Below are 9,625 nucleotides of genomic sequence, written 5' to 3'. Positions count from 1 at the left end.
AAGCCGTGGTCGATATCGTCCCCGACAAATGTTCCCTAACCACCTGACGCTTGAGCGCCTCGTCGTACTTCGTCATGAAAAACACCCCAAAGGTTGGATCTATGTCCAACTTTTGGGGTGCAGTTCATAAACGGGGGGCATTTTTTCAGTTCCCGGCACCCCCGCGGCCCCAATCTCCGCGGGCAACCGCCCACAGAATGAAACTACCGTAGACAAGCATCGCAAGGCCGCCAAAGGCAAAGTACTGTTGCAAGGTTGCACCCAAAGGCAATGCAAGGCCGCCAACACCAGCGAACAAGCTGAGGCGCAGCGCTCCGGCCACCAGCGGCCACTTGAGTCGACCTGCTCCTTGAGATGCAAAGTAGAGCGAGAAGCCAAGGGCGAAGAACCCGTAGAACGGACCGACCATATGCAAGTAGGCGACGCCTGCTTCTAACAATTGTTCGTCGGCTCCGAAAAGCCCCAACCACGCGGTGGGCCAAAGTGCAGCAGCTAAACCAACCAGCTCGGCCAATGAGAAAGCAATGAATCCACCGCTGAGTGCGATGCGCCGCGCGCGGTCGATCTGCCCGGCGCCAATGTTGGCTCCCACGAGCGCGACCATCGGCGCTCCAAAGCCGAACGCAATTGGGATCGCCCGGTGCTATCGTTTATATTAAATACGGTGCGTAGTTTAGAATCATGTTTCGAGCTAGGGCCACTTTTGCAGCGTGTGCCCTTATAGCTGTCCCATCGCTTGGCGCGCCGACTTTCGCTTGCTACGCTCTCAGCGAGTCTGGGTCAGGCACACGATCCCGTGCGGGGATCTCGCCCGAGCCTGCCCCGGGGTTTCGGGGCGCAAGTAAAAGCAATACACCCGCTATGAAGTACATGTTCCGTGTCGCCACAATGGCGACACTCGTGGTATCGGTGTCGCTGTCGGCTTCGGTGTGCGCCGCCGCGACGTTGGTCGTCGATTGGACCGTCAACAGCCAGCCCGTGCTGGTAGGCGCGCCCCTGCGCTTCCCGTTGGAAGCGTCGGACGTCACGCTCGACATGCCGCAGGATCTGAGCGTCTCCAAGGTCGGGATCCGGCGGTGCGGCCGGGCAGGGCCCGCCCAGATTCAGTTTCTGGAGGAAGTCCAACGGGACCGCCGGTCGTTGCGCGTTACCAAGATTGCCGAGACAGCAGACGGCACGCTGGTGCGGATCGTCATCGAGAATTCGACCGGGCATATCGAGGAGGTCTCGCCTGGCTGCGAGCGGGTGGTGCGCGCCGGGCTCCTGCCGCACCGGCTCACGCTCACATTGCGCCAGAACGTGCCCACGCCTGTGCCGCTGCCGGTGGCGAGTGATGTGATTGTGCTGACGCTGACGGGCGAAGTGCCGGAGGGCGCTTCGCGCTGATCGGGTGAGTGCGTGCCACTGCCGGTGCACTCGGCAGCGCGACCAGCTCATGGATTTCAGTCACCCACGCGGTGGCAGACCCAGGTCGCGATTTGGCTCGCCGGCGTCCGCCACATTGATCCTTCCAATCGTCGACGAGCCGTTAGCTCGCTGCGCTCGAGCGGTTACTGTGCCGCCACAACGGCGATTTCAGGACAAGCGATCGATTAGGAAACGCTCGGGCTTCTTGCCAATCCACGCGGGAGCCCTACCACGCCCCGACCAAGTCTGGCCCGTCTTGGGGTTGCGATACTTCGGAGGCGCCGCGGCCTTCGTCTTGGTTGGAGCAGCGCGGGCAGCGGGCCCAACACTGGGCTTGCCCGCAATGTCCTCAATGCTGAGCTCGTACTCCTGCATTAACTGCTGAATCTCCTCCACGACCTTTGGTACTTCCGTGACACGCAACCGCTCAAGTTGCGCATTGACAGATGCTAGTTGAGCGAGCAGTGCGGATTTGGTCGGGCTTTGGGTCGCAAAAGGCGCTTTTTCCTTCTGTCTCGACTTACCAGTTTGCGTTTTCTGGGCCCGAGCTTCCGGGGCGGCCTCCACCCCAAGCAGTGTTATCTGCTTCGGCCCGCGCTTCCGGGTTCGGGTTTCTTGCGTCGTGGCTTCCGCACCAGCAGCTTCAACCAGGATTTTCGGGTTCCGACCGCGCTTCGGGGTCCGCCTCTCTTCCAGCGAAGCTTCCGGAGTGGCAGTTTCGATGAGGGCTTTCGGCTTCCGACCACGTTTCGGGGTTGGGCTGTCTTGAGTCGTGGCTTCCGGAGCAGCAACGTCGGCTAGGGTTTTCGGCTTCCGGCCGGGCTTCGGGGCCCGCGTCTCTTCAGGCGCGCCTTCCGGAGCAGGGGCGTTGCTCGGCGCAACCGCGGCGGCCGACTCGACAAATTCGTCCCGGACGGAAATTTCCGTCGGTTCGGTCGTGGCCAGGACTTCAACCGGAGTTTCGACCACGGCTTCAGTCGCTTCCGAGGGTATGGCTTCAATGGGCGCTTTCTGCGCGTCGGATTCAGTCAACGTTTCCGAGTTGGTAGTTTCCATCGATTCTTCTGGTGCCACGTCTTCCGTTGAGGCGTCCGGGGCCGTGTAACGCCGCCGGCGCCGATATGACACGGTCGCCGTCGGGCTGCTATCCCGGCTTGTCGACCAGAAGTCCAAGCGTTGGGACTGAGAGTCAACGCTGCCACTACCGCCACTACCGACGCATGCATCGCTGGTTTCAGGAGTGACGGGATCCTCATCGTGCACCCCCTCAGCGATGGGAAGCTCCATCTGACCAGGTCCATCCGTCGCATTGCTCGCGACACCGGGTTCAACCGCTTGCTCTGGGGCCAATTCATTCTCCTTCTTTGAAGCTACTGCACGTGCAGACGCCTCCTAATCCCGTGGACAGTAAGACCCGTCTCTTGCGTGTCGTTCGAACTTGCCCATTGGCGTTTATGTGATGCAAGGCTGGGGATTGTAGTCGTCCATCTGCGTCTGGATCCAGCGGATTGCGTCCACCCGCTCAGTCTATGCTGTCATCGCTGCCGTCACTGCTGTCACTGCTGTCGTTGCCTTCGTCCTGATTCCATACCGTGCCGTAGCGAGCAAGTGCCTTTAGCATATCGCCGTGCCCAAACTTCCCGACTCGCTTGTAAAGCTGCGTACAGCCTTCAACCGGCTCCGAAAGTTTCCGAACGCCACGCCGAACTGAGACGACAGAGACCGGCCCAGGAGCGGACATCCGCCACCTCAGCGTCGATCGCCTCGATTGCTGCCAATCGGTCCGTTGGAATCCTACCTCACGGGGCGCCCCCGTCGAAATCTCCGTACTTTGTGAGTGGCGTTGCGACGCGGGCTTGTCAGAAACCGGCGGGGATGCTCCGTCATTATGCGCTGATGGGGAAGCCAGAATGAAGCCTCAGATTTCTTAAGGCCTCCTCGGCTGCCGCACGCGAGGTGGCTATGATGCATTTATCAGGCGGGCTGCGGATCGCCGCGATCCTGCATCTTTGCCAGCCAGCGTCGGCCGTCGTGCACCAGCGTCGCCTTTGGACGCTCTCGGCCGGCGCTCTTGAAATCGTGAGTGCTGGAACAGTCGCTATAAACCTAAGCGTCCGAATAGGTCCTTCCATCCATCGCCGCCTCTCTTTCGGTTGTCCCATCCGGGCGGCTGCGACAGCACCACGGAACTCGGGCCAAACGCGTAGGTATAGGTAGCAAACGGATACGGTGCATAACGCATGAAACGCATCTCGAAATCGAATGCCGCGTTCTCAAACCGGTTGCTGGCGTACGACTTCTCCGCGCCATACGCTGCATGGAAGTCTGCGAAACCCGGCTCGCTGAAGGTCTGTTCCTGATATTCGTGGTACAGCTCATGCGCCTGGGTGCTTCGATACTCCAACCACGAGTTGCCGATGGTCTCGTGCTCCATGGTGATGACACCTGTGGTGTGAGAGCCCAAATTGGTGGTGTTTCGATCGAAGCTGCTTACGTAGTTTACTTTGTCGAAGTTGGCCTGATTGTTGACCGCCGCCTGCACTTCTGCCTGGTTCTGCTTCACACGTGGCGAGTGGTTCGGGTCAACCCAATTGTTGCTCATTTTCATGAGAGCATTGCCGATTGCATTTCCGATGATCGTCCCCACCAATGCCCCTCCCGCCCCAGCCAGGATGTCCCAATTTCCGTTCTGCAGCACCTGAAAAGCACCGGTGGCGACCGTCATGGCTGATCCGAGCGTCGACATGATGACATTCACGGCAAAGCGCCCGACATGCCCAAATATCCAGCCGCCAACCGCAGACAATCCCCATAACGCCGCACCGCCAACGGCGCCGGTCAACGCGCCTAGCAGACCGCCCACCACGGCGCCCTTCACTCCACCATCGATCGCACCCGCTACGGCACCGCCTGCAAAGCCGCCCACGAGTCCGGCGGCAATCGGATTCCCACCGCTCACAACGAAGACCAGCGCACCCAGCGCACCGCCCACCAGACCGCCCAGCGCCGCTCCGACCGGTGAAAGCCCTGAGGGGTCCGCATAGACCATAGGGTTGTTGAGCCCATACGCATACGGATTCAGGAGCCCTGGCGTGTAGAGTGCTAGCTCGGGGGAGAGCATGTACAGCGGGTCGGGACTCACGAAGCGGCCGATCTCGGGCGCGTAGTAGCGTGCTCCGAAGTGGTACAGGCCGCTTACGTCATCCAACACGTTGTCGAGCATCTGGGCACCGAAAGCGTAGGGCACGGTCGCGCCGGCAGCGCCCTGCCCGGCCTCCTCACCAAAGGGTTGAAGATGGCGACTGCCTGACAGTACACCGGCAGCGTCGGTCAGGAGCGTGATATGGCCGAGCTCGTTGGCATGCAGCCACGTACGTGCACCGCCACGATCGACCGCGACCGGCATCCCGGCGGCTGACAAGTAGCGCCGGACCGTGCCATCATCGTCCTCCTCGTAGCCGCCCAGGAACAGGGTCCGCCGTACCGTGCCGGCAATGCTCGTTTCGCGCCACGTCCTCTCACCGCTGGCGCTGTACCGGTACGTCACAGAAGCGCCGTCATCGCGGCGCGCCGACGTCATTCGGCCCAATCCATCAAAGTCCAGTTTCCTGCCAGGTAGCCGTGTCACATTGCCGTTGGCATCGTGTTCGTAGAGGCGGACCAGGTTGCCGCCGTCAAGAATGCCGGCGATGCGGTTACTGTCAGGCGGGTCGCAGACCACGGGTGCCGCGCCATGCGTCGGAAAGCGCGTCACGTTGTTGGCAGCGTCGTAGGCGTAAAGCCGGGTGTATGCGGGCACAGCCGCGGAGCCGCCGCCGTCGACCGCGACGAGCCGGTACCGCCCATCCAGCGTGAAGCGACGCGGATGGGGTGCCCCCGGCCCCGCTGGGCGGCCGTCCGCTTGGGCCAGCACGTTGCCGACGTTGTCCCGGGTGTAGGTGGTGTCTTGCAAGACTGCCGCATTGGCGTCCACCACGCGCAAGCGCGCGAGGAAGCGGCTCTCGGGATCGTATTCGATCCGCGTCTGTACGCCATTGGCATACTGCATCAGTGTGCGGCGACCCAGGGCGTCATAGGCGATGGCATCCAGCACTCCAGGCACGCTTGTCAGGCGCCCGGCCCGGTCATAGCGGAACGCCAGCGTCGCGCCGTCGGGGTACGTTGTGCTTGACACCTGGCCGTTGGCCAGGTGCTGCTGCGCCAGCGTCCAGCTCCGACCGTTCGCGGTCAGCGTCCGGTGCGTCATCCGTCCCCGCGCGTCGTAAGCAAAACGCCAGGCTCCCGACTCGTCAGCCGCCTCCGTCATGCGGCCAATGGCATACGGCGTGCCAGCCTGGTCGTACACGAATCGCTGGAAGACGTTGCCGTCCACGCTCGTCTCCATCAGCCGGCCGAGCGCATCCCAGGCATGGGTAATGCGCTGCCCGGCTGCATCGACGGTGCGTACGAGTCGGCCAGCGGCATCGTGGAAGAACAGGCGGCGCCCGCCATCGCGATGGTTGAGATCCAGCAACTGCCCCGCAAGATCCAGACGGCGGCTCAGCAGAAGACCGCCATCCGGGCCACTGATCTCGCGCAACTGTCCAGTCTCGTCGTGGCGGAAGGCATGACGTGTCGAAACCCCGTCGTGCCGCTCCGTGACAGCCGCAAGCCGGCCGAGCCCGTCGAGGTCATGCGTCGTGGGGGTGTCAAAGAAGCCGCGTGCGATGTTCTCCGGCGAGGCATCGGTGTCGTTGGCGTCGTACAGGGTCGTGCTCAACGGCTTGAAGACGGTGCGCGTGGTGCGTCCACCTGGCAGGTCTGCCCCGAGCGTGTGGCCCAGGGCATCGTAGTGCAGCGCCGTGACGACAGTCGGTGGCGCCGGCGCATAGTCCAGTCCCTGGCTGAAGGCCGGCTCGCCGAGGGTGCCAAGCCAGCCTCGTGCGTTGACCGTGCGTGCTGCGGAAACCAGTACCGATTCCGGGTCAACGTCGTCGCCGATCAGCATCCGTGTCTGCAACACCTGGCCACTGCCGTCGTAATACATGCGACGCACCGCAGCTGGCAGCCCATCGTCCGTCTTCTGGGTGAGTTCGACGTAGGGCGGCGTGGCGTCGAGGTGGTAGGCCACGCTTTCATCAGGATCCGCCTCTGGGTCGGGTTCGGGTTCGGGTCCAGGGCCAGCCACTACGCGAGGCAGCATCAGTCGGGTGACCCTGCCGAGCGCGTCGAAGCCGAATCGGACCACCGCCCCGTTGGGATCGGTGACGATGTCTGGCTGTAGCGCCGCATCGTCCCAGTGGAGCGTGGTGGCATGGCCAGCCGCGTTGACAACACGCACGGGAAACAGGCTTTCGGCGTCGCGCTCGATCGTGCTTTCGTTACCGAGGGGATCGCGGGATTGCGCGATGTTGCCCAAGGCATCGTAGGCATAGCGAATCTCGTCGCGCCACCACGAGTCTGGGGCATCGGGCTCAGGGCGATAACCCAGCGTCGCCGCATCCAGGCCCTCGGCGCCGTAGTGCGCGGCGAACCCCTCGGCATCAATGACGCGCACGCTCTGTCGCATCAGGTTTCCCACGCCCGCCTGCCCGAGCGGCAGTCCGGTGAAGGCATTGCCATCGTAATAGAGCCGGCGCTCCCGCAGCATCATGTCATTCGCGTCGCGCTCGACCACACGCGAAGGCAGTGACGTGAGTCGCCCGTTGGCAGCGCGGGCGTATTCCACCTTGCTGGTGACGACAAGCGGCGCCGGCCCGTGTGCCTGGAGGCGTTGCGACGTCACGTTGCCGGCGTCGTCAAAGCCGAATGCATGCTCGACGACCACGGCCTCGTCGGCCTCCGTACCCTCGCTTGCACTATCGAATTGTTCGGTTCGCAAGGCGGTGCGCGCAACGGTGACCACCGGTGTGCCGTCCTCACCATGCGCGGCCAGGGTTGCAGTCCACGTGCCGGTCGCCCGCCGCAGAGGCCGTCCGTCCGGGGGACCCTGCGCGGTTTCGAGCAGCCGGCCCCATTGCGCGACGGCCATCGCGCGGTCGTCGTCGCCCACCCCGGCGGTGGGCTGCGCGGCAAAACGCATGGCGGACAGGAGTGGCGGCGCGCTTGCCTCGCCCCACTCCGTCATGTCTACCCGTGCGAAGCCCGCAAAGCGCCGCTCTCGCCCGTCGTACAGGCCGTCGTGATAGGCCAGCGTCTGCCGCAAGGAAAGTAACGACGCCGCATCATCCTGTCTGATCTCCGCCACCACCTGCACAGGAAACGGCAGACTGGTTGTCCACGGCCGGCCCTCGCGCCGGTCGCGGCCGGCGTAGCGACTGGACGTTTCATAGCGGATAGTGGTGCGCTTGCCGAAGCCGTTGTCGACCACGGTCAGGAGGTATGGTTTGGCCTCGCCGGCCAGATCCAGGAAGAAGCAGCGCGCGCGGGGCCTGACTTCACTTGCATAGCTCCAGAGGACGCCCCCGGTGCCGTTACCCAGCATGTCGGCTACGCGTATGTCGGCACCCGCCATGGCGGGTGTGTTGGTGAGCCGTACCGGCGGCGCGAACCCGACGCCGCAGCGGTTGATCCAGATCGTGACGGCGTCGGCTTCGACCACCACCAGGTCCGCCACACCGTCGCCGTTCACGTCGCTGAGGAAGACGGCACGCGGCGCACCGGGCCGTGCGAAGGCCGGTGCCCCTGCGAGCACGCGACGCCGGCCCCATCGGCCCAGCCCCTCATACGGCCAATAGCAAACTTCCCCCGGACGAATCAACACGATGTCTGGCAGTCCGTCTCCGGTCATGTCCGCCAACTGCACACGGGAATCGGACAGCGAGATGTCGGGGAAGGTCTCGAAATCGTGCACGCGGGGAATCGGTGGCAGCGCTTCCCACCCGTTCGCGCCCCGGTTCAGATACAGCAGGAATGCGCTATCGGTGGTCCGCAGCAGATCCATGCGGCCATCGGCGTCCAGGTCGACCATGCGCGTGGAAGGATCGCGAAGGCTCGTAGCCGGCGCACTGGGAAATCGCCGCAGCGGCCCCCATGTTGCTGGACCCGTGCGTGGGAAATAGCCGGCGTAAGGGCCTTCACACATGAGCAGCCCGGCAGCGCCCTCCCCGTCCAGGTCGCCGAATCCTATCCCCGGATTGCCGAGGTGTGCACCGTCCGGCAGGCTTCGGATCTGCCTGGGGGCGTCAATGGTGCCGTCGCCGCGATTGGCCCAGTAAACGTGCCGCTCCCCGTCGATCTGCACGAAGTCTGGCAGCCCATCGCCGGTGCAGTCAACGAGATCGGTGGTGCTGGCCCCCAGATTGGGCAGCGGCGCGCCGTCGGGGTTGGCCAGCGGCCGGCATCGGAAGGCGTCGGGTTGCCATGTGCTGTAGCCAAAGGTCAGCGGAGGCATGGCATCGTTCGCCTCCGCACCCTGGCCCCGGTGGCCACTCAGGCGCACCTCCCGCAACAGGGATAACGGTGTCTCGTCTGGCTGGAGGTAGTCCAGCGTATAGCGGCGGATGAGCGTTTGGCCGAGCAACCTGTCACAGTGAAGCTCGATGGCTACGCAGCGCAGCGCCGTCGTCAGCGTAAATCCATGGCGGGCCGTGCTGAAAATGTCGGGACGGGGTCCGTAGACAAACGCCAGGCGATATGGCCCCCACGCGGCTTCCCGCAGATAGCGGTTGTTGCCGTCGGACAGATATCGAAAGCGAATGGCGTTGCCATTGCGGTCCTCGACTTCCTGCAGCAACCACGCCAATACGCGGTTGGGATCGTCGGGGTCACCCAGCTGTCCGTCGGCATTCAGGCCGAAGCGCTGCACCCCGCCCTCCTTCGGCAAGACTTCCCAGTGCTCCCCGCGCGTGATGCGTGCAAATAGCGTGTCATACTTGGGCCGGAAGCTACCGTCGCCCATCAGAACAAGTTCGCCCTGGCCTGCGAGCCGGAAGCCGTCGGTATCGTCATAGCGGACAAAGTGCCGTTCCGCGTCGCGATAGAGGGTGGGCACCGCCACATCCCAGCCCAGCCCGAATGCGCCATTGCCGGCCGCCGAGCTGTAGGCCAGCGTCAGCGACGGGCGTATGCCCCCCGGTCCCGGTGGCAAGCGCAGGTCAATCACGTAGCTGCCGGTGCCGCGATTGCAGTCAGGGAGAAACGTGCCACCCAGGCCTCTGACGTCGCCGCCCCCCTTGGGCAGGCTGACAGCCTGTGGCGAGATTCCGGAGGTGCGTGACATGGACGAAGGCTAAAGACG

General features: G+C 63.8%; 4 protein-coding genes. 1 reads left to right on the top strand and 3 read right to left on the bottom strand.

From position 1 onward, the window contains the following. Positions 1-145: 145 nt before the first annotated feature. Complete coding sequence (locus CYJ10_RS26620) at positions 146-628, bottom strand: MATE family efflux transporter (RefSeq protein WP_308303013.1); 483 nt, start codon at positions 626-628, stop codon at positions 146-148. Between the two features lie 233 nt (positions 629-861). Here CYJ10_RS26620 and CYJ10_RS26615 point away from each other — a divergent pair, with 233 nt between their 5' ends. Next, positions 862-1,386 carry a hypothetical protein gene (locus tag CYJ10_RS26615; protein WP_101684446.1) on the top strand — a complete coding sequence of 175 codons (525 nt, stop codon included), beginning with the start codon at positions 862-864 and terminating at the stop codon, positions 1,384-1,386. Positions 1,387-1,575: 189 nt separating this feature from the next. On the opposite strand, the gene CYJ10_RS26610 is transcribed toward CYJ10_RS26615, so the two are convergent. Then, the gene (locus CYJ10_RS26610) at positions 1,576-2,757 is read right to left on the bottom strand and encodes an H-NS histone family protein (RefSeq protein ID WP_374703315.1); all 1,182 of its coding nucleotides are present in this window, start codon (positions 2,755-2,757) and stop codon (positions 1,576-1,578) included. A gap of 748 nt (positions 2,758-3,505) precedes the next feature. Next, positions 3,506-9,607, bottom strand: a complete 6,102-nt coding sequence (locus CYJ10_RS26605) for a toxin TcdB middle/N-terminal domain-containing protein (protein ID WP_101684444.1) — start codon at positions 9,605-9,607, stop codon at positions 3,506-3,508. Between the last annotated feature and the right edge of the window lie 18 nt (positions 9,608-9,625).

Source organism: Cupriavidus pauculus, assembly GCF_002858765.1.
In the GTDB taxonomy this organism is placed as follows: Bacteria; Pseudomonadota; Gammaproteobacteria; order Burkholderiales; family Burkholderiaceae; genus Cupriavidus; species Cupriavidus pauculus_B.
This window is presented reverse-complemented; position numbering and strand designations above follow the sequence as displayed.